The organism is Streptomyces sp. MJM8645 (genome assembly GCF_001625365.1).
Classification (GTDB): Bacteria; Actinomycetota; Actinomycetes; order Streptomycetales; family Streptomycetaceae; genus Kitasatospora.
The window spans coordinates 1,668,690-1,687,965 of the sequence record NZ_LJJF01000001.1 but is presented as its reverse complement, the minus strand read 5'-3'; the positions used below and the strand labels follow the sequence as shown (position 1 = coordinate 1,687,965).

General features: G+C 75.1%; 17 protein-coding genes. 9 read left to right on the top strand and 8 right to left on the bottom strand.

What is annotated here, in order from left to right:
• Positions 1-44 precede the first annotated feature (44 nt).
• Positions 45-1,076, bottom strand: coding sequence for a DUF2332 domain-containing protein (locus A6F73_RS07090; protein WP_079135493.1), 1,032 nt, complete (start codon positions 1,074-1,076; stop codon positions 45-47).
• Between the two features lie 179 nt (positions 1,077-1,255).
• On the bottom strand, positions 1,256-2,128 hold the full coding sequence (locus A6F73_RS07085; protein ID WP_063351000.1) for a LysR family transcriptional regulator: 873 nt from the start codon (positions 2,126-2,128) through the stop codon (positions 1,256-1,258).
• 215 nt (positions 2,129-2,343) lie between these two features.
• Here A6F73_RS07085 and A6F73_RS07080 point away from each other — a divergent pair, with 215 nt between their 5' ends.
• The gene (locus A6F73_RS07080; protein WP_063350999.1) at positions 2,344-3,261 is read left to right on the top strand and encodes a DMT family transporter; all 918 of its coding nucleotides are present in this window, start codon (positions 2,344-2,346) and stop codon (positions 3,259-3,261) included.
• A gap of 7 nt (positions 3,262-3,268) precedes the next feature.
• A complete protein-coding gene (locus A6F73_RS07075) occupies positions 3,269-4,612 on the top strand; it encodes an MFS transporter (protein WP_079135492.1) in 1,344 nt (447 codons plus the stop codon).
• Between the two features lie 4 nt (positions 4,613-4,616).
• Here A6F73_RS07075 and A6F73_RS07070 read toward each other — a convergent pair whose 3' ends face one another.
• The 3 genes from A6F73_RS07070 to A6F73_RS07060 form a co-directional block, all read right to left on the bottom strand.
• The gene (locus tag A6F73_RS07070) at positions 4,617-4,991 is read right to left on the bottom strand and encodes a hypothetical protein (RefSeq protein WP_159398386.1); all 375 of its coding nucleotides are present in this window, start codon (positions 4,989-4,991) and stop codon (positions 4,617-4,619) included.
• Positions 4,992-5,032: 41 nt separating this feature from the next.
• A complete protein-coding gene (locus A6F73_RS07065; protein ID WP_244293319.1) occupies positions 5,033-6,142 on the bottom strand; it encodes an SUKH-4 family immunity protein in 1,110 nt (369 codons plus the stop codon).
• A 189-nt stretch (positions 6,143-6,331) separates the two neighbouring features.
• Complete coding sequence (locus tag A6F73_RS07060; RefSeq protein WP_063346994.1) at positions 6,332-6,934, bottom strand: DinB family protein; 603 nt, start codon at positions 6,932-6,934, stop codon at positions 6,332-6,334.
• A gap of 201 nt (positions 6,935-7,135) precedes the next feature.
• On the opposite strand from A6F73_RS07060, the gene A6F73_RS07055 reads away from it, so the two are divergent.
• From A6F73_RS07055 to A6F73_RS07045, 3 genes are all read left to right on the top strand, one after another.
• Positions 7,136-7,867: a hypothetical protein gene (locus tag A6F73_RS07055; protein WP_063346993.1), complete on the top strand. Its 732-nt coding sequence runs from the start codon at positions 7,136-7,138 to the stop codon at positions 7,865-7,867.
• 3 nt (positions 7,868-7,870) lie between these two features.
• Positions 7,871-9,544 (top strand): DNA polymerase Y family protein, encoded by a 1,674-nt coding sequence (locus A6F73_RS43915; RefSeq protein WP_063346992.1) that lies wholly within the window; start codon positions 7,871-7,873, stop codon positions 9,542-9,544.
• Between the two features lie 80 nt (positions 9,545-9,624).
• A complete protein-coding gene (locus A6F73_RS07045) occupies positions 9,625-12,861 on the top strand; it encodes an error-prone DNA polymerase (protein WP_063346991.1) in 3,237 nt (1,078 codons plus the stop codon).
• 57 nt (positions 12,862-12,918) lie between these two features.
• Here the strand turns inward: A6F73_RS07045 and A6F73_RS07040 are convergent, their stop codons facing one another.
• Entirely contained in the window at positions 12,919-13,755 is an 837-nt protein-coding gene (locus A6F73_RS07040; RefSeq protein ID WP_063346990.1) for a TIGR03084 family metal-binding protein, read from the bottom strand.
• A gap of 159 nt (positions 13,756-13,914) precedes the next feature.
• On the opposite strand from A6F73_RS07040, the gene A6F73_RS07035 reads away from it, so the two are divergent.
• A complete protein-coding gene (locus A6F73_RS07035) occupies positions 13,915-14,697 on the top strand; it encodes a LuxR C-terminal-related transcriptional regulator (protein ID WP_063346989.1) in 783 nt (260 codons plus the stop codon).
• Positions 14,698-14,769: 72 nt separating this feature from the next.
• Here A6F73_RS07035 and A6F73_RS07030 read toward each other — a convergent pair whose 3' ends face one another.
• Positions 14,770-16,308, bottom strand: coding sequence for an AMP-binding protein (locus A6F73_RS07030; protein ID WP_063346988.1), 1,539 nt, complete (start codon positions 16,306-16,308; stop codon positions 14,770-14,772).
• Between the two features lie 243 nt (positions 16,309-16,551).
• On the opposite strand from A6F73_RS07030, the gene A6F73_RS07025 reads away from it, so the two are divergent.
• From A6F73_RS07025 to A6F73_RS07015, 3 genes are all read left to right on the top strand, one after another.
• Positions 16,552-17,118, top strand: coding sequence for a GNAT family N-acetyltransferase (locus A6F73_RS07025; protein ID WP_063346987.1), 567 nt, complete (start codon positions 16,552-16,554; stop codon positions 17,116-17,118).
• 4 nt (positions 17,119-17,122) lie between these two features.
• A complete protein-coding gene (locus A6F73_RS07020) occupies positions 17,123-17,509 on the top strand; it encodes a VOC family protein (protein WP_063346986.1) in 387 nt (128 codons plus the stop codon).
• Positions 17,510-17,731: 222 nt separating this feature from the next.
• Complete coding sequence (locus tag A6F73_RS07015; protein WP_063346985.1) at positions 17,732-18,379, top strand: NAD(P)H-binding protein; 648 nt, start codon at positions 17,732-17,734, stop codon at positions 18,377-18,379.
• Between the two features lie 22 nt (positions 18,380-18,401).
• Here the strand turns inward: A6F73_RS07015 and A6F73_RS07010 are convergent, their stop codons facing one another.
• Positions 18,402-19,184 (bottom strand): class III extradiol ring-cleavage dioxygenase, encoded by a 783-nt coding sequence (locus A6F73_RS07010; protein ID WP_063346984.1) that lies wholly within the window; start codon positions 19,182-19,184, stop codon positions 18,402-18,404.
• Positions 19,185-19,276 lie beyond the last annotated feature (92 nt).

The window sequence follows — 19,276 nt, the reverse complement described above, 5'->3', positions numbered from 1 at the left end:
CTCCGGCCCTGGTCACGACGGTAGAAGCTGCCGCTGCGGCAGCTTCAAGCCCCGAGACCGTCCCGGGACCGGAACCAGTGGAGGGACTGCCCGTGCGGTCCGGTGAAGGCCACCGGCCGCTCGTCCAGGGCGAGCGCGAACAGCCCGGATCCGGCGGGCGCCGGGCGGGGGAGGCGCCGCTCGACGGCCGGCAGCACCGAGACGGCCTCGTTGGAGATCCAGTGCCCGGGCAGGCCGCGCATGGTCACCGCGAACTCCTCGCGCGCCTCCGGGGACAGGTAGGCGAGCACCGCGCTGTGGAACACCACCGGCGTGGCACCGGCAGGCACCTGCGCCACCAACTCCCGTACCGTCGCGTTGAGATCGCCGCGCACCAGGTGCGGCGGCTCGGTCCGGGCGACCTGGACGGCGCCGCGCAGCCGCTCCAGCCGGTGGGCCTGCTCGGGCCAGACCAGCGACTCCAGCCAGCGCACGTCCCCCTCGTCCCGGACGTCCAGCGGGTTGAGGTCGATCCCGGCGCGCCACACCACCTCGGGCAGCCGCTCCCGCAGCGACGCCGGCAGCGGTACCGGCCCGCGCACCGCGCACTCCAGCGTCACCGGGCTCTCCTGGGCACCGAACTCGACTGCCGGGTCGCCCGCTTCGCGCACTTCGCCCACGTCAACCGTGTACCGGTACCGGTACCGGTCGGGGTAGAGACAGAGCCCCGCCGAGGCCCCCACCTCGATCAGCGCGAGCGGCTGCGGCAGCGCCGACAGCAGCGGCAGCAGGGTGGCGCACCGGCCGGCCTCGTTGGTCTGCGTCCGCCGTCGCAGCATCGTCGCCGCGACCTCGTCCCAGTGCGCCGATACCCAGGTGCGGAAGGCCGGATAGCCGGCCGTCACCGGTCCGCCGAGGTGGCGGACCGAACCGAACAGCAGATTCGGCTGCCGCTTCGCGACCGGCAGCCCGTCCAGCAGGGCGCACAACTCCTCGTCCCCGGCGACGCGTTCGGCGAGGTCCTGGTAGCTCGCCGAGTTGCCGCGGGCCTCCCGCTCCGCGAAGGCCCGGTAGAGGTCCCCGGTAGCACTGTCCACGTTCCGTACTTCCTTTCTCTTCAGCTCTCTTCGACTCTCTTCAGCGAATTGGCGCAGCCTTGTCCGTGCCTTGTCCGTGTCCTGTCCGTGCCTTTGCCGTCCGCTGTACGGGCGCTAACCCGGCCCCCGCGAGAGTGAGATCGCACCGCCACCGCCCGGAGGCGGCCGGGCCGGTGGTACTACGGCTGCGCCGCCGCCCGCAGCGCGGAGACCAGCGCGCCGAGCACCGGCTGCCCCCAGGCGCCCTCGCGTACTGCGGCGTGCAGTGCACGGACCGGCTCCGGGCCGCGGAGCCGACGTACGGTGACGCCCGGGTGGCGCTGGGCGAGTCCCAGGGCGGGGACCAGGGCGACGCCTAGTCCGGCCGCGACGAAGCCCTGCGCCGTCGCGTAGTCGGCGCTGTCCACCGCGATGGACGGCCCGAACCCGGCCGCGTCGCAGGCCCCCCGGACGACCTCCCGGCACGGGCCGGGCGGCTCGGCCCCCACCCAGGGCTCGTCCGCGAGCTCGGCGAGGTCCAGGACGCGCTTCGCGGCGAGCCGGTGGCCCCTGGGCAGCACCGCCCGGTACGGGTCGTCGCGCAGGTGGACCAGCCGCAGGCCGGGGTGCGCGGCGCCGTCGGACCGGACCACCACCGCGAGGTCGGCCCGGCCGTCCAGCACCTCGGTGAGCGGGTCCTCCGGGTCGGTCATGCCGAGGTCGAGCCGTACGCCCGGGTGTGTTCGGCGGAACGCGGCCACCGCCGGGGCCACCAACGCGGCACCGGCCGTGGCGAAGTAGCGCACGGTCAGGCTGCCGCTGCGCCCGGCCCGCAGGTCGGCCAGCGCCGCGCCGGCCTCCGCGACCTGCCGCTCGATGACGGCAGCGTGCCCGGCGAGCAGCAGTCCGGCGGCGGTCGGCCGCACGCCGCGCCCGACGCGTTCCAGCAGGGCCGTCCCGGTCTCCCGCTCCAGCACCGCCACCTGCTGGCTGACGGCGGACGGGGTGTAGCCGAGCGCGCCGGCCGCCGCGCTCACCGAGCCGTGGTCGACCACGGCCCGCAGGACCTGCATCCGTCGGACGTCGAGTACCTCAGTCATGTAGCTCAGCTTAAAGGTGGTGAAGAACATTTCGCTTGTGCTACCGGGTCCCGTCGCGGGACCGTCGTCGAACACCCCGACACCCCCCTGGCACCCGACACCGCCCCCGGGCACCCGACCCCGACACACCCGACCCCGACACACCCGACACCGTCACCTCGACAGAAGGAGCACCGCCCGTGCTGCGGATGGCCGTTCTCGCCCTGTTCTGGGGCTCGGGCTTCCTCTGGATCCGGCTCGCGCTCCAGCACGGGCTCACCCCCGTGCAGATCACCGTGCTCCGCTCGGTCCTCGGCGCCGCCGTCCTGCTGCTGCTCGCCCGTTCCGCCCGGCAGCGCCTGCCGCGCGGCGCCGCCGTCTGGCGCCGGCTCACGCTGGCGGCGCTGCTCTGCAACGCGCTGCCGTTCCTGCTGACCGCGTACGGCGAGCGCGGCGTCGGTTCCGGCCTGGCCGGGGTGCTGCACGCGACCACCCCACTCTGGTCCCTGCTGGTCGGTCTCGCGCTCGGCACCGAACGGGCCCTCGGCACCGAACGCGCCCGCGGCCCGCTGCGGTTGGGCGGTCTGGTGCTCGGCTTCGCGGGCGTGCTGCTGATCTTCTCCCCGTGGCGGGACGGCGGCGGCCTCCCGGTCCTGCCGGCGCTCGCCCTGCTCGGCGCGGCGGCCAGTTACGCGATCGCCTTCGCCTACATGGCCCGTGCCCTCACCGGCACGGGAACGGGCCCGTTGGCGCTCTCCGCCGCCCAGCTCACGGCCGCGGCCGGGCTGAGCACGCTCGCGCTCCCGGTCAGCGGTTCGCTCGACCCGGTCGCGGGCGCCGATCCGCTGGGACTCGTCGCCGTCGCCGTCCTCGGCGTCGCCTGCACCGGGCTCACCTTCCACCTCAACTACCGTCTCATCGCCACGGAAGGCCCCACGAGTGCGGCGACCGTCGGCTATCTGCTACCGGTGGTCTCCACGGCGCTCGGCGCGCTCGTCCTCGGCGAGGAGCTGACGATCCGGACCGTCGCCGGAATGATCGTCGTACTCGCCGGTGTTTTTCTGACGAAACATCACCGGGCCCAGGCCCCCGCCCTCATGCCGACCCCCACCGCTTCACGCGACTGAACGGACCATGCACCCCCACTCCCTCTGGCGAACCGCCGACTTCCGCACCCTCTTCACCGCGACCGCCCTCGCCCAACTCGGCACCAACGTCGGCTACGTCGCCGTCCCGCTGATCGCCGTCGAGGCGCTCGACGCGAGCCCGGGGCAGGTCGGCGTCCTCGCCACCCTGAGCACCCTCGCCTTCCTGCTCATCGGCCTGCCCGCCGGCGCCTGGGTGGACCGGATGCGCCACCGCCGCGTGCTGATCGTCGCCGACCTGGTGAAGGCCGCGTTGTACGCCTCGATCCCGCTCACCTGGTGGCTGGGCGGGCTCACCCTCTGGCAGCTGTACGCGGTCGCGCTGCTCACCGGCTGCGCGACGGTCTTCTTCGACGTCGGCTCGCAGAGCGTGCTGCCCCGGTTGGTCGGCCGCGGGCACCTGGTGCAGGCGAACGCCGCCGTCGTCGGCCTGATGGCGGTCGGCAACGTCGCCGGGCGCGGCGCGGGCGGCCTGCTGGTCCAACTGCTCACCGCGCCGTTCGCGATCGTCGCGACCGCGCTCAGCCACCTCGGCTCGGCGCTTCGCCTGATCGGGCTGCGCCGCACCCCCGCCTCCACCCCCGAGCCGATCGCCGACGGGGGCGGGGGCGGGGGCGGCGGCGATCGGCCCGGGGGAGGCGGGCTCGGAGCACAGATCGCCGAGGGGCTGCGGCACGTCCTCGGCAACCGGGAACTGCGCGCGCTCGCTCTCACCGGGGCCCTCACCAACCTGGGCTTCCAACTCGTCAATACCCTGCTCCCGGTGCTGTTCGTGCGGGAACTGGGCCTTCCCGCCGGGGCGTTGGGCCTGTTCTGGGCGGTCGGCGGGGTCGGCACCCTGCTCGGCTCGCGCTGCGCCCGCCCGATCGCCGCCCGACTCGGCTACGGACGCACGCTCGGCCTGGCCGGCGTCTGCGTGGCGCCCGCCGGGCTGCTGGTGCCGCTGATCGGGCACGGCCCCTGGCTGTTCGCGGCGGGGGCGGGCTGGCTGCTGGTCTCGCTCAAGACCGGGATGGACAACGTCCTCGGGGTGAGCCTGCGCCAGCGGATGACCCCGGACGCGCTCCTCGGCCGGATGAACGCCACCTTCCGCTTCCTGCTCACCGGCGCGCTCGCGATCGGCTCCGCGCTGTCCGGGCTGCTCGGCGAACTCGTCGGCCTGCGGGCCACCCTCTGGTTCGGCGGAGCCGTCCTCGCGGTGGCCTTCCTGCCGGTCTTCCTCTCCCCGATCCGCACCCGCCGCCGGCTCCCCGACGCCGACGCCGAAGCCGAAGCCGAAGCCTCCGAAGGCCCCGTCCCCACCCAGCTCCCCGCGCAGCCCCGACAGGCCTGAAGGCCTACCAGCCCGGCCCGTGCCCCGGCTGCCAGTCCAGCCCCAGGTGCGGGCGCGGGCGGTGGATCCGCAGCAGCGCGGTCACCGACCAGACGACCAGGGTCAGCAGGGCGTAGAACAGCAGCAGCGCCCAGAACGGCGTGGTGGACATGCTCCCGTCCTCGAACCGGCACCACGCGTCCGGCGGCAGCCAGGACGCGCCCGTCTCCAGCAGCCGTCCGCCGCCGGGCACGAGGCCCTGCTCGCAGCGCTCGCCGAAGTCCAGTGACCGCACGTACAGCAGCCCGTACAGCGAGCCCGCCGCCGCGAGGGACAGGACGGCGCCGAAGGTGAGCAGCACCGCCCGCCGTCGCCCGGTCGCCGTACGGATGTTCGTCACCGGGGCAGCGTACCGGCGCACTGTCCGGGGCGCCGCCGGGATCACCCGAGCAGGCCGCCCATGTGCGCGTCCTCGGCGAGCAGCCGCCACGAGCACCCGGGCGAGGCGAACGCCTCCGGGTCGACGGCCTCCACGAGCCGGTCCACCACGGTGCTCAGCAGCGACTGCGGGTCGAACACCGCCCAGGTGTCCCGGCCCCGCCCGCAGTCCCAGCGTTCCCACTCGGCGCGCAGCCGCTCGTACGTCCACAGCGCGTACAGCAGGGCGGACAGGTCGCGGTTGAGGTAGGCCTCCGGCTGGCCGTCGTCGTACCAGTCCGGCAGTTCCAGGCGGCCGGTGACGCCGTCCAGGGCGATCGTCAGATCGGTCGGCCAGTCGCCGAGCGCCAGGAACTCCCGCTGGTACGGGCGTTCCTCCTCGCCGTCGAAGTACTCCGGGTACGCCTCCGCCATCGTGACCAGCGGCTCCTCGCAGACCCCGAACATCGCCCCGCCCAGCGGCAGCCCGATCTCGGTCAGCAGCCGCCGGGTCGGCTCGTGCACCAGCCCGGCGGGCAGTTCCTCCGCCCGGTAGCGGTGCACCAGGCCCGCGCCGCCCTCCTCGCCCGTCAGCGCGGCGAGCTCCGCCACCAGCTCCGGGCCGACCTCGTACGCCGGACCGCCCGGACCGCCGGGCAGCGCGCCCCAGCCCAGTGCTCGCACGAGCAGTGCCGTGCCCCAGTGCGCGGGCGGTGTCGCGGACCGTTCGAACAGTCCGGGGTCGATCTCCCGCATCCGCCGTTCGGCCCCGGCCGTCACCTCGGCGACCACCGCGGGGCCGCGCCGCCCGTTCAGCGCGTCCGCCCGCCGGGCCGCCTCGGCGACCGCCTCCACCTCCCGCACCAATCCGGCCAGCGCGGGCAGACCGGAGGCCAGCAGGTCCCGCCGCGGGCCCGGTTCGCCGAGGAACACCTCGCCGGTCGTTCCGTCGAGCAGCACCAGGCCGCCGGCCGCGGCGAACGGCGCGCAGTACTCCGTCTCGCCCAAGACGAACAGCCGCTCCGCCTCGGGCAGCGCCGCCAACGCCCCGTCGCCGAGCACCCCGAAGTCCAGGAACGCCCCCGAGAGCGGCAGCCCCTCCCGGATCAGGAACTCCCGGCTCCCCGGGTGCACCACCCCACTCGGCAACCCGTCCGCCGCCACCCGCGCACACCCCACGTCCCCCATGCCCCCCACGTCCCCCGCCTTCCACCGCCCCGACCCTTGACCCCCAGACCCTAGCCGCCCCATCCGACACCAGCGCGGACAAGCCACCGCAAGCCACCGCAAGCCACCGCAGGGCTCCAGCCTGTACCGGGCGGGTCAGACGAGCCCGCCGGCCTCCCGGGCGGCCCGCTCCACGCGGGCGTGGTGGGCCTGCCACCAGGCCGCGTCGCCGGGGGCGGTGTTGATCCCGTCGGGGCGCTGGCCGGTGGTGCCGTCGACGAGTTCGCGGAGGAGGTCGGCGTGGCCGGCGTGGCGGTGGGTCTCGGCGATCATGTGGACGAGGATCCGGTGCAGGGTCTGCTCGGCCCGCCGGCCGAACGGTATCCGGCCGATCGCGTCCAGCGGTAGCGCCTCGATGGTGGCGTCGGTGTGCGCCCAGACCCGGCGGTAGCGCCCGGTGATCTCTTCCGTCGTCTCGTCCGCCCGCGCCCACAGGTCGGCGTTCGGCTCGGCGTCGCCGGTGAACCACAGCGGCGTCGGTTCGGGGAACGGCCGCCCGAAGGTGTCGCCGAAGTACATCGCCTCGGCCCCGGTGACGTGCTTGACCAGCCCCAGCAGGTTGGTCCCGGTCGGGGTCAGCGGGCGCCGGAGGTCGTACTCGGAGAGGCCGTCGAGCTTCCACAGCAGGACGTCGCGGGCGTCCTGGAGGTAGATCCGGAGGTCGGTTTTGGGATCGGTCTTGGGGCTGGTTGCCGTCATGGCATCAGTCTGTTGATCGTGTCGGACCTGTCCATCGATTTCCGTGCACCCAGGGGCCGGCAAGGGGGAGCTGCGGAGTGTGACGGGCGGGGCGGGGAGGGTGTGGACTTGAATCTTTACGAACGAATGTTCGATCCTGGGGTTGTGTCCGTTTTCGAACCTGCTTTCGATTCCATCGCCGAGCGACCGACGCTCCGGCCGGTGGCGCCGGCCGCCGTGCCGGCGGACGGGCAGGACAAGCAGGACGGGCAGGACAAGCAGGCCGGGCGGGGCGTGCTGCCGGTGGTGCCGGCGCTGCGGGAGGTGCTGCCGGATGGCGGGCTGCGGCGGGGGACGGCGGTGTCGGTGGCGGGCGGGGACACCGGGCTGCTGCTGGCGCTGGCGGCCGGGGTGAAGGAGACCGAGGGCGGCTGGGCGGCGGCCGTCGGGCTGCCGGATCTGGGGCTGGCCGCGGCCGAGGGGTACGGGCTGGACCTGCGGCGGCTGCTGGTCGCGGACGACCCGGGGCCGCACTGGGCCGAGGTGGTGTCGGTGCTGGCCGGCGCGGTCGAACTGGTCATGCTGCGCCCGGACGGCCCGGTGCCGCCGAAGCTGGCCACCCGGCTGGCGGCGGTACTGCGGCGCAGCGGCTGCGTGCTGCTGGTGGCCGGGCCGTGGCCGGGGGCGGCCCTGCGGCTGGGGGTGCGGTCCGGGCGCTGGTTCGGGCTGGGGGACGGTTACGGGCAGCTCGCCGGGCGGCAGGTGGAGGTGGTGGCCGAGGGGCGCGGTTCGGCGGTGCGCGGGCGGACCGCCCGGCTCTGGCTGCCGGACGAGCACGGCGCGGTACGGCCGGTCCTGGACCGGCCGGCCCTGGCGCGCCCCGTCCTGGAGCGTCCCGTTCCGGGGCGGCCCGGGGTCGTCGAGCAGCCGCTCGAACGGGTAGCGGTGGTGTGAGCGATGGTGGACGACAGGACACCGCGGGTGCTGGTCATCTGGTGCCCGGACTGGCCGGTGGCGGCCGTCACCGGCGACGACCCGGTGGCGGTGACCGAGGGCGGGTGGATCCTCGCCTGCTCGGCGGGTGCCCGGGCGGCCGGGGTGCGGCAGGGGCAGCGGCTCAAGCTGGCCCAGCGGCTCTGCCCGGCGCTGGAGCTGCGCGACCGCGACCCGGAGGCGGAGACCGGCCGCTTCGAGCCGGTGGTCGCGGCGGTGGAGGCGTTCACGCCCCGGGTGGAGGTGGTCCGCCCGGGCCTGTGCGCGATCCCGGTGAAGGGGCCGGGCCGCTACTTCGGCGGCGAGGAGGCGCTGGCGGCCAAGGTCCGGACGGCGGTGGCGGACGCGTTGGCCCGGGAGCCGGTCCCGGACGCCGCCCCCGGCGCGGTCGCCGTGCCCGCCACGCCCACCACCCCCACCGCGACGGAGCACCCCCTGCCCCCGCCCGCCCAGGTCGGCGTCGCCGACGGCCTGTTCGCCGCCGTGCTCGCCGCCCGCGCCGGAGTGCTGGTTCCGGCCGGGCGGACGGCGGAGTTCCTCGCGCCGTACCCGGTGGGCGTGCTCGGCGACGAGGCGCTGGCGGAGGTGCTGGGGCGGCTCGGCCTGCCGACCGTCGGGGCGTTCGCCGCGCTGCCGCCCGAGGCGGTCGCGGACCGCTTCGGCCCGGCGGGGGCGGTGGCGCACCGGCTGGCCCGGGGCTTGCAGCCGCGCCCGCTGGTGCCGCGCGACCAGGAGCCGGACCTCGCCGTCGAGCAGCGCTTCGACCCGCCCGAGCCGCTGGCGGAGCCGTTGGTGTTCGTCGCCCGCACGCTGGCCGAGCAGCTGCACCAGCGGCTGGCCGGGGCCGGGCTGACCTGCCGCCGGGTGGCCGTCGAGGTGGCCTGCGCGGACGGGCGGACGGCCTCGCGGCTGTGGCGGCACGAGGGCGGGCTGTCGGCGACGGCGCTGGCCGAGCGGGTCCGCTGGCAACTCCAGGCCTGGCAGGGCGCGGGCACGTTCGCCGCGTCCGGGGAGGCGTCCGGGGAGGCGTCCGGGGAGGCGCCCGACGTCGGGTTCGCCCTGCTCCGGCTGGCCCCCGACGGCCTCTCCCCGGACCAGGGGCGCCAGTTGGCGCTGTGGGGCCAGGCGGTCGCGGACGACCGGGTGGAGCGCGCGGTGGCCCGGGTGCAGGCGGTGCTCGGGCATGCCGGGCTGCGCCGGATCGAGCCGGCCGGCGGGCGCGGTCCGGGCGAGCAGGCGGTCAAGGTGCCGTGGGGCGAACCGTACGAGGCGGCGGGGCCGGCCGGCGCGCCCTGGCCCGGGCGGCTGCCGGACGTGTGGCCGGCGGTGGTGCTGCGGGAGCCGGTGCCGGTGCGGGTGCTGGACGAGGCCGGGCTGCCGGTCACGGTGGACGGCCGGGCGGGGGTGTCGGCCCGCCCGGCCCTGGTGGTGTTCCGCGATGGCCCGTCGGGCAGGGAGGGGCAGGGGCGACAGGAGCGGGTGGACGGCTGGACCGGCCCCTGGCCGGCGGTCGAGTACTGGTGGGACCAGTCGCTCGCCCGCCGCCGGGCCCGGTTCCAGGTGGTGCTGGGCGGTGGCCGGGCGCTGCTGCTCACGGTGGAGGGGGGTGCGTGGTACCTGGAGGCCGGCTACGACTGACGGCCACCGGCCCGAGGGGGGAGATCCGAGGGGGCCGAGGGGGGAGAGGTGACGAACCGCGAGAACGAAGGCGACCCCCGATGGGCTTCACCAGCCACCCCACCCTCCCCTGGAGCGAGCTGCACCGCCGCCTGACCGGTGCCGTGCCGGACCGTACGGTCGTTCCCCTGCGCCGCCCCGCCCAGGAGGAGCCCGCCCCCGGAGCCCCCGGAGTCCCCGGAGCCCCCGGCGACGGCAGCGAGCCCTGGGCCGAACTGCACGTCCACTCCGCCTTCAGCTTCCTGGACGGCGCCAGCGACCCGGAGGACCTGGTCGCCGAGGCGGCCCGGCTGGGCGTGGAGACACTGGCGATCACCGACCACGACGGCCTGTACGGCGCGGTCCGGCTGGCCGAGGCGGCCCGGGGGACGGGCGTGGCCACCGCGTTCGGCGCCGAACTGACGATCCGTCACAACGGCACAGAGGTGGAACACTTGCTGGTCCTGGCCCGCGACCCGGCCGGCTACCGCAGGCTGTCCGCCGCGATCGCCGCCGCCCAGCTGGCCGGCGGCGCGAAGGGCCGCCCGGTGTACGACCTCGCGGCGCTGGCCGGGGCGCACGGCGGCCACTGGGCGGTGCTCACCGGCTGCCGCCTCGGCCGCGTCCCGGCAAAGCTGGATGACGGCACGGCCGGGCACCAACTCCACACCCTGACCGAGGCGTTCGGCCGCGACAACGTCCACGTGGAGCTGATCGACCAGTGGCTTCCCGGCGACGACCGGCGCAATGACGCCCTCGCCGCGCTCGCCGCCGAGCAGGGCCTCCCGGTGGTCGCCTCCACCAACGCCCACCACGCCGGCCCGGCCCAGGGCCGGCTGGCGCAGAGCCTGGCCGCGCTGCACGGGCGCCGCACCCTCCAGGACGCGGTCGGCTGGACGCGGGCCGCGGGCACCGCGCACCTGCGCTCCGGCCGGGAGATGGCCGCCCGGCTGGCCCGCTTCCCGGGGGTGCGGCGGGCGACCGCCGAACTCGGCCGTTCCTGCGCCTTCGACTTCACCAGGCTGGACCCGGAGCTCCCGGGCTTCCCCGTCCCGGAGGGCGAGAGCGAGATCAGCCACCTGCGCGCCCTGGTCGCCACCGGGGGCCCGGCCCGCTTCGGGCCCGGCAACGCGGCCGCCCGGCGCCAGCTCGCCCTGGAGCTGGACGTCATCGAGGACCTCGACCTGGCCGGTTACTTCCTGATCGTGCACGACATCGTCGACTTCTGCCGGAGCCGGGACATCTGGTGCCAGGGCCGTGGCTCGGCCGCCAACTCGGCGGTCTGCTACGCCCTGGGGATCACCGCCGTCGACCCGGTCCACTACAAGCTGCTGTTCGAACGCTTTCTGTCCACCGCCCGGGACGGGCCGCCCGACATCGACCTGGACATCGAGAACCGCCGCCGCGAGGAGGTCATCCAGTACGTCTACCGCCGCTACGGCCGCGAGCACGCCGCGCAGGTCGCCAACGTGATCACCTACCGGCCCCGGCTGGCGATCCGCGACGCGGCCAGGGTGCTCGGCTACCCGCAGGGCCAGGTGGACGCGTTCAGCCGGCAGACCGACTTCCGCTCCGCGCCCGGCGCGGACGCCGTGATCCCCGCCGACGTGCTCTCGCTCGCCGGCCAACTCCACGGCCTGCCGCGCCACCTGGGCATCCACTCGGGCGGCATGGTGCTCACCAGGGAGCCGATCGGCGAGATCTGCCCGACCGAGTGGGCCCGGATGCCCGGGCGCTCGGTGCTGCAGTGGGACAAGGAGTCCACGGCCGGTGCCGGGCTGGTGAAGATCGACCTGCTCGGCCTCGGCATGCTCGCCGCGCTGCACGACGCCTGCGACCTGGTCGCCGAGCACCACGGCCTGCGCTACGACCTGGCCACCATCCCGGACGGCGACGCGGGCGTGTACGCGATGCTGCGCCGGGCGGACACCGTCGGCGTGTTCCAGATCGAGTCGCGGGCCCAGATGGCGACGCTGCCCCGGCTCAAGCCGGACCACTTCTACGACCTGGTGGTCGAGGTCGCGCTGATCCGGCCCGGCCCGATCCAGGGCGGCTCCGTGCACCCGTACCTGCGCCGCCGGGCGGGCGCCGAACCGGCCGGCTGCCCGCACCCGCTGATGGAGAACGCGCTCGGCAAGACCCTCGGGGTGCCGCTGTTCCAGGAGCAGATGATGCAACTCGCCATCGACTGCGCCGGGTTCACGCCCGCCGAGGCGGACCGGCTGCGGCAGGCGATGGGCGCCAAGCGCTCGCACGAGCGGGTCGCCCGGCTGCGCGAGCGGCTGCTCGGCGGGATGGCCGAGCGTGGCATCCCCGAGGAGGTCGCCGAGGACGTCTACGGCAAGATCGAGGCGTTCTCCAACTACGGCTTCCCGGAGAGCCATGCGATCAGCTTCGCCTACCTGGTGTACGCCAGCGCCTGGCTCAAGTACCACTTCCCGGCTGCCTTCACCTGCGCCCTGCTGGCCAACCAGCCGATGGGCTTCTACTCGCCGCTGAGCCTGGTCGCGGACGCCCGGCGGCACGGCGTGCGGGTGCGCGGGGTGGACGTCAACGCCAGCGCGCCGCGCCCCACCCTGGAGCCGCACCGGGGGGCGACGCCGGAGCCGCCGCTGACCGCGGGCCGCCCGCAGCCGGCGATCCGGCTGGGCCTGGAGACGGTGCGCGGCATCGGCGCCCCGCAGGCCGCGGCGATCGCGGCCGGGCAACCGTACGCCGACCTGGAGGACTTCGCGCGCCGCACCGGTCTGCCCGCGCCGGCGCTGGAGGCGCTGGCGACGGCGGGCGCCTTCGACTGCTTCGGATTGACGAGGCGTCAGGCACTGTGGACGGCAGGGGCGTTCGCCGGGATCTCGGCCGCGCTGATCCCGGGGACCACGCCCGGGGCGGAGGCGCCGCCGCTGCCCGGCATGAGCCCGGTCGAGGAGACCATCGCCGACCTGTGGGCCACCGGAACCTCCGCCACCAGCCACCCGCTCCAGCACCTGCGCGCCCGCCTGGAGCGCGGCGGCGCCCTGTCCGCCGCCGAACTCCCCGACGCGGCGCCGGGATCGGAGGTGGTGGTCGGCGGCCTGGTCACCCACCGGCAGCGGCCGCCGACGGCCGGCGGGGTGCTCTTCCTCAGCCTGGAGGACGAGACCGGCCTGATCAACGTGGTCTGCAACCGCCCGGTCTGGGAGTCCCAGCGCCGCACCGCCCTCGACCGGGCCGGCCTGCTGGTCCACGGCCGCATCGAGCGCGACCGCGGCGCCACCAACCTGATCGCCACCCGGCTCACCCCGCTGCGGATCGGACTCTGAGCGGGGTGAGCCGAGGGCGGGATCCTGGACCGCCCTCCACACCAGGGAATGTGACGATCAGTCAACTCGGGCGGGCGTCCGCCCCTTGCCCGGGGCGCCGGCGAAGACCTGGGCGATGGGGAGCCAGGCGGTCGCGGTGGGGCCGGTGGCGGTGAGGGCGAGGTCGTCGCGGTGGCGGCGCTGCGTCACCAGGAGGCAGAAGTCCAGGGCCGGGCCGGTCACCCGGTCGGTGGCGCCGTCCGGTCCGAAGGTCCACAGGCCGCCGTCGGGCGCGGTCAGTTCGAGCCGGACGGGCGATTCGGGGGCGGGCAGCCCGTGCAGGGTGAACGCGAAGCCGAGGGTGCGCAGCCCCAGGTGGGCGATGTGCCGCAGCCGGGCGGTGGGCTCGCGGGCGGCGCCGAGCGCGTCGGCGACGTCCTGGCCGTGCGCCCAGGTCTCCATCAGTCGGGCGGTGGCCATCGAGGCGGGCTTCATCGGCGGGCCGAACCACGGCAGCCGGGTGCCGGCCGGGGTGGCGGCCAGTGCGGCCGACACCTCCTCCCGGCCGGCGCGCCAGCGGGCGAGCAGGTCCGCGGGTGCGGCGGCCGCGCCGCTCGCCGCGCCCTCGTCCACCGGGTCGACGCCGGCGGCCGGCAGCGTGCCGAAGCGCTCGTCGAGGGTGGCGGCGAAGCCGTCCGCGTCGCGCGCGGCCAGCGCCGTCCAGTCGTCGGTCCAGGCCAGGTGGGCGATCTGGTGCGCGATCGTCCAGCCCTCGGCGGGCGTCGGGCGCGCCCAGCCGGCCGGGTCCAGTCCGGCCACCAGGGCGTCCAGCGCCGCGCTCTCGGCCCGCAGGTCGTCCAGCAGCGCGGCCAGGACGTCCGCCGCGGGCGTCGTCGGGGTGTTCGGGTCCGTCATCGGTTTCCCTCCTTCCGGGTCCGGCGCACTACCCGCCGGTACGTCACGGCCGCACCCTACGCCCGGCCCGGCCGCCGTGCCCGCCACTGCGTCGAAGACGCGGGGAACACCCATGTCAGCACTCTCGCCAGCGGCCGTGCCGCGTGTGACAATCTCGCGATGACAAGGGCGAAGACGGGCCCCGGGGCCGCGGACACCCTCACCACCCCGGCGCACTCGGACGATCCCGGGCTCGCCGCCCGTGCCGCCGAGTTGGTGCGGGACGCCGTGCTCGGCGACCTCGCGCGGCGGGTGGTGGCCGAGTGCGGGGCCGACGTCGGACTGGTCGGCGTGCCGCAGCCGCCGGCCGGGCCCCGGGGGCGCGACACGGGTATGGTGCTGCGCCACTGGGCCGGCACCCGGGCCGACCTGCTGCACGACCGGGCCGTCCCGACCGGCACCGGCCTGGGCGGGCGGGCGCTGGCCGAGCGGGCGCCCAGCTGGGTGCCCGACTACCGTGCCGCCACCACGATCTCGCACGACCACGACGCCGCCGTCAGCGCCGAGGACCTGTACGCGATGCTCACCGTGCCGCTGCTGTACGGCGACACCGTGTACGGCGTGGTGTACGCGTCGCTGCGTGCCGTCGTCCCGTTCGGGGACGTGCGGATCGCCGCCGTCGGCGAACTGGCCGCGACGGCGACCCGGGCCCTGGCCGGGGCGGCCGCCTGGCGGTCCGCGCCACCCCGACGGGCCGCCCCCGTGCGGCCGTTGACCCCGCGCGAGCACGAGGTGCTGCGCTGGGCGGCGACCGGCCGGACCAATCCGGAGATCGCCGCCCGGCTGGGCCTCACCTGCAACACCGTGACGGGCTACCTGAAGTCCGCGATGCACAAGCTCGGCGTCCGTAACCGCACCGAACTCGCCCTGGCGGCACGCGAGTCCGGCCTGATCGACCGGTGAACATGCCTGGTCGACCGGTGAACGTGCCTGGTCGACCGGTGAACGTGCCTGGTCGGGGCCAGTGGGTGCGCCTCAGCCGACCTGCCGCTCCCGCCCCGCCCAGTACGGCTCGCGCAGCCGGAACTTCTGCAGCTTCCCGGTGGCGGTCCGCGGCAGGGCCGCCCGGAACTCCACCGAGGTGGGCGACTTGTAGCCGGCCAGCCGCTGCTTGCAGTGAGCGATCAACTCGGCCTCGGTGACGGGCCCCTGGCCCTCCCGGAGGACCACCAGCGCCTTGACGGTCTCGCCCCACTTCTCGTGCGGCACTCCGATCACCGCGGCTTCGGCGACCGCCGGGTGGCCGTACAGGCAGTCCTCCACCTCGATCGAGGAGACGTTCTCCCCGCCGCTGATGATGACGTCCTTCTTCCGGTCCGAGATGGTCAGTTGGCCGTCCTGGCCGAGGACGCCGCCGTCGCCGGTGTGGAACCAGCCGTCCCGCAGGGCGTCCGCGGTGGCCGAGGGCTGCTGCCAGTAGCCGTCCAGCACGGTGTTGGAGCGCACCAGGATCTCGCCGGAGGCGTCGACCCGCAGCCGGGTGCCGAGCGCGGGGGCGCCCGCCTGCACCAGCTTCTCGGCCCGTTCGGCGGCGGGCAGGGCGTCCCACTCGGCGCGCGAGCGGTTGACCGTGACCACCGGGGAGGTCTCGGTGAGGCCGTAGAGCTGCATGAACTCCCAGCCCAGCTCGGACTCGACCTGCTGCACCACCGAGGTCGGCGGCGGCGCGCCGGCCACCACGATCCGCACCCGGTCCCGGCCGGGCACCGGGCCGTCCCACTCGGCGGCCGCGTCCAGCACCATCTGGACCACGGCGGGCGCGCCGCTGAGAAAGGTCACCCCGTGCCGCTCGACCCGGCGCAGGATCTCCGCGCCGTCGACCTTGCGCAGCACGATGTGCCGGGCGCCGAGCCCGGTGAGGGCGAACGGCAGGCCCCAGCCGTTGGCGTGGAACATCGGCAGGGTGTGCAGGTAGACGTCCCGGTCGCCGGCGCCGTAGTGCAGGCCCATCAGTACCGCGTTCAGCCAGATGTTGCGGTGGGTGAGCTGAACGCCCTTGGGGCGGGCGGTGGTTCCGCTGGTGTAGTTGATCGTGGCGGTGTCGTTCTCGGCGATCTCGTACCGCCGGGGGGAGTTGTCGAAGTCGTGGAGCAGCGCGTCGCTGTCCGCGCCGAGCACGAACTTGTGCTTGGCCGTCACCCCGCCCAGCGCGTCGGCGAGTTCGGGGTCGACCAGCAGGACGGACGCGCCGCTCTGCTCGACGATGTACGCCACCTCCTCGGCCTTCAGCCGGAAGTTCACCGGGACCAGCACCCGCCCGTACCCGCTCACCCCGAACAGGGAGGTCAGTAGCCGGGCCGAGTTGTGCGACACGACGGCGACCCGCTCGCCCGGCCCGACGCCCAGCCGGTCCAGCCCGGCCGCCTGTGCCCGGGCCAGTTCGGCGACCCGGCGGTAGCTCAGCTCGCCCCAGGATTCGGCCGGCTGCACCGGCTCGTCGACGATGCCGACCCGGTCGCCGTAGACCAGCTCGGCCCGGTCGAGGAAGTCCATCACGGAGAGTGGAATCTGCATGCGCCCACTGTCCTCTCCCACCCGCCCGCCGGACACCCCCGATCGGGGGTGTCGCCGGTGGGAGCAGAGTGGAAGGAGCGGATTCCGTTTGCTGGGCCCGTCGCGAACAGACGGGCGACCGATGCGGCGGGCCCACCGGCCACCTGCTAGGAAGATCGCAGCGAACGGCCATGCACCCACGGGGAGAAGCACCATGAGCGACCGACGACCGGGCAGTACCCGCCACGAGGCCGGGGGACTGCGGTGACCGCCCCCGTCACCGCGCACCCGAGGGCCGCGGGCCTGCTGCTGCGCCCCTTCGAGGACGCGGACGCGCCGGCCCTGATCGAGGCGTACCGGGACGAGACGCTGCGCCGCTTCACCCGCACCCCGGTGGGGAACGCCGAGGAGGCCGCGCACTGGCTCGGGCTGCAGTACCGGGGCCGGGCGGAGGGCCGCCGGTACAGCTTCGCGGTGCTGGAGCCCGGCACGGGCGAACTGCTCGGCAACGTCGCGCTCAAGCGCGGCACCCCGGGCGGGGAGGCGGCCGAGGTGGGTTACTGGACGGCGGCCGCGGCCCGCGGCCGGGGGGTGGCCCCGCGCGCGGTGGTGGCGCTCACCGCCTGGGCCTTCGAGGTGCTCGCCGACGACGGCCTGGTCCGGATCGACCTGCTGCACCAGGTGGACAACCAGGCGTCCTGCCGGGTCGCGGAGAAGAGCGGCTACGCCTTCCAGGAGGTGCTGACGGCCTTGCCGCCGGAGTTCCCGTTGGACGGTCACCGGCACTCCAGGAAACGGCTGGACGGGGCCGAACGCGGCAGGTCAGAGTAGCCGGATGGGATCTCTGGTACGACACGTGACGATCGACTGCGCCGACCCGCACGGCCTCGCGCAGTTCTGGGCCCAGGCGCTGGACGGCACCCTGGGCGAGGACGACAACCCGGGTGACGAGGAGGCGGTGGTGGAGTCCGCAGGCGCCTCGCTGCTGTTCATCCGGGTGCCCGACGGCAAGTCGGTGAAGAACCGGGTCCACCTCGACCTCCAGCCGCAGGACCGCAGCCGGGACGAGGAGGTGGAGCGCCTGGTCGCGCTGGGCGCGACGGTGCTCGGCGACCACCGCACCCCGGACGGCAAGGGCTGGGTCACCCTGGGCGACCCCGAGGGCAACGAGCTGTGCGTCGAGCGCAGCCAGGCCGAGCGCATCGCCACCGGCAACGCCTGAGCCAACGTTTGGGCCACCGCCTGGGCCACCGCCTGAACGACCGGCCGCCGAGTCCACGAGGACTTGGCGGCCGGTCGGTTCGCCCCGCCTGGCGCACCCGTCACACGACAGGCCGACGTCTCGGGCCGTCGCAGTGGAACCGTCCGATAATCGAACCTGGCCGATGCCACGTCGCGGCGAGCTTCCCCGACCCCCACCACCCGAGAGACAGGCAGGTACCCCATGGCCAGAATCGCCGTGATCGGCGCCAACGGAACCATCGGCAGCGCCATCGTCGCGGAGGCGGCCGCGCGCGGGCACGAAGTCACCGCGGTGGTCCGCGACCCGGACCGCTACCAGGGCGGGGCGGCCTTCGTCGAACGCGCGGACGTCCTGGACCCGGTCCAGGTGGCCCGGGTGGCGGCCGGCCAGGACGTCCTGGTCAGCGCGGTCGGCGGCGGCGACGGCCCGGGCCACCTGGCGCTGATCGGGCCGGCCGCCCGTTCGCTGGTGGAGGGCCTGCGCTCGCTCGGCGACGCCGCGCCCCGGCTGATCGCGGTCGGCGGCGCGGGCAGCCTGGAGACCGCGCCGGGGGTGCGGGTCTGGGACGCGCCGGGGCTGCCGGAGCCGGTGCTGGAGATCATGCACGCGCACGGCGCGGCGCTGGACTTCTACCGGGCGGTCTCCGACGTCCGCTGGACGGTGCTCAGCCCGGCTGCCGAGATCGGCCCGGGGGAGCGGACCGGCCGCTACCGGACGGGCCTGGAGCAGCTGCTCACGGACGCTGCCGGGCGCAGCCGGATCTCGGTGCCGGACTACGCGGTCGCCCTGGTCGACGAGGCCGAGCAGCCCGAGCACATCGGCGAGCGCTTCACCTGCTGCGCGCTGTAACCCTCAGTTACGGTGCGCCCGGTCAGCCGAGCTGGATCGACCGCTTGGCGAGCCCCATCCAGAACCCGTCGATGACGCTGCGCTGGCTGCCGAGGTCGGCCTCGCCGGCGCCGAGGGTGACGAACAGCGGGGCGAAGTGCTCGGTGCGCGGGTGGGCGAGCCGCCCGGCGGGGGCCTTGCGCTCGAAGTCGAGCAGCGCGTCCAGGTCGTGGGCGTCCAGGGCGCGCCGGCCCCAGTCGTCGAACTCGGCCATCACCGAGCTGATCCGGCCGTCGTTGCTGAGCGCCCGCAGGTTGTGGGTGAAGAAGCCGCTGCCGACGATCAGCACGCCCTCGTCGCGCAGCGGGGCGAGCCGGCGGCCGATCTCCAGCAGCCGCTGCGGGTCGAGCGTGGGCATGGAGATCTGGAGGACGGGGATGTCGGCCTCCGGGAACATCTCCACCAGCGGGACGTACGCGCCGTGGTCGAGGCCGCGGTCGGGGATGTCCTGCACGGGCGTGCCGGGCGCGCGCAGCAGCTTGCGGACGCGGTCGGCGAGCGCCGGTGCGCCGGGGGCGGCGTACTGGACCCGGTAGTAGTGCTCGGGGAAGCCCCAGAAGTCGTACACCAGCGGCACGGTGGTGACGGCGCCGAGGGCGAGCGGTGCCTCCTCCCAGTGGGCGGAGACCATCAGGACGGCCTTGGGCCGGGGCAGGTCGGCGGACCAGGCGGCCAGTTCACCGGGCCAGACCGGGTCGTCGGCGAGCGGCGGCGCGCCGTGCGAGAGGTACAGGGCGGGCATACGCTCGGGGGCCGCGGTGCTCATGGCGTCCTCCTCCTGGGTCGAACGGGCTGGTGGCTCGGCAGAGTAGTTCAAATTTGAACCTCTACTCGCTGACCGTACACCTTCGTTCGAAT

What these genes read in the sequence shown, in the direction of transcription:
- A6F73_RS07085 (WP_063351000.1), bottom strand. Translation starts at nt 2,128, where the DNA reads ATGCAGGTCCTGCGGGCCGTGGTCGACCACGGCTCGGTGAGCGCGGCG.
- A6F73_RS07080 (WP_063350999.1), top strand. Translation starts at nt 2,344, where the DNA reads ATGGCCGTTCTCGCCCTGTTCTGGGGCTCGGGCTTCCTCTGGATCCGG.
- A6F73_RS07075 (WP_079135492.1), top strand. Translation starts at nt 3,269, where the DNA reads ATGCACCCCCACTCCCTCTGGCGAACCGCCGACTTCCGCACCCTCTTC.
- A6F73_RS07060 (WP_063346994.1), bottom strand. Translation starts at nt 6,934, where the DNA reads ATGACGGCAACCAGCCCCAAGACCGATCCCAAAACCGACCTCCGGATC.
- A6F73_RS43915 (WP_063346992.1), top strand. Translation starts at nt 7,871, where the DNA reads ATGGTGGACGACAGGACACCGCGGGTGCTGGTCATCTGGTGCCCGGAC.
- A6F73_RS07045 (WP_063346991.1), top strand. Translation starts at nt 9,625, where the DNA reads ATGGGCTTCACCAGCCACCCCACCCTCCCCTGGAGCGAGCTGCACCGC.
- A6F73_RS07040 (WP_063346990.1), bottom strand. Translation starts at nt 13,755, where the DNA reads ATGACGGACCCGAACACCCCGACGACGCCCGCGGCGGACGTCCTGGCC.
- A6F73_RS07035 (WP_063346989.1), top strand. Translation starts at nt 13,915, where the DNA reads ATGACAAGGGCGAAGACGGGCCCCGGGGCCGCGGACACCCTCACCACC.
- A6F73_RS07030 (WP_063346988.1), bottom strand. Translation starts at nt 16,308, where the DNA reads ATGCAGATTCCACTCTCCGTGATGGACTTCCTCGACCGGGCCGAGCTG.
- A6F73_RS07020 (WP_063346986.1), top strand. Translation starts at nt 17,123, where the DNA reads ATGGGATCTCTGGTACGACACGTGACGATCGACTGCGCCGACCCGCAC.
- A6F73_RS07015 (WP_063346985.1), top strand. Translation starts at nt 17,732, where the DNA reads ATGGCCAGAATCGCCGTGATCGGCGCCAACGGAACCATCGGCAGCGCC.
- A6F73_RS07010 (WP_063346984.1), bottom strand. Translation starts at nt 19,184, where the DNA reads ATGAGCACCGCGGCCCCCGAGCGTATGCCCGCCCTGTACCTCTCGCAC.